1 pseudogene is annotated in these 402 nt (G+C 61.2%); it reads left to right on the forward strand.

From position 1 onward, the window contains the following. Positions 1-402 (forward strand): annotated as a pseudogene (locus EOD29_RS30710) (chloride channel protein); the annotation flags it as partial.

Below are 402 nucleotides of genomic sequence, written 5' to 3' on the forward strand. Positions count from 1 at the left end.
GTCGGCTGGATCCGCAATCTGACGGTCGACAAGCTGATGCGCGCCGACGTCAAGACGGCAAGGGCGGGCATCTCGCTGGAGGAATTCAAGCAGGCCTTCCCGATCGGCTCGACCCAGCGCGTCATCCTCGTCGAGGAGAGCGACAAATATGCGGGCCTTGTGCTGGTGCCGGAGATCTACGCCAATCCGACCGATGCGCAGGACGAGGGCAAGACGCTTGCCGATTTCATCCACTATCGCAACGATTTCCTGCAGCCGCAGATGAATGCCAGGCAGGCGGCGGCGATCTTCGACAAGAGCGAAAGCGAAGCGCTCGCCGTCGTCAACAACCTGATCGAACGCAAGGTGATCGGCCAGCTCAGCGAAAGCTACACGCTGCGCCGCTACAGCGAAGAACTCGAC

Source organism: Mesorhizobium sp. M1A.T.Ca.IN.004.03.1.1 (genome assembly GCF_003997555.1).
Taxonomy (GTDB): domain Bacteria; phylum Pseudomonadota; class Alphaproteobacteria; order Rhizobiales; family Rhizobiaceae; genus Mesorhizobium.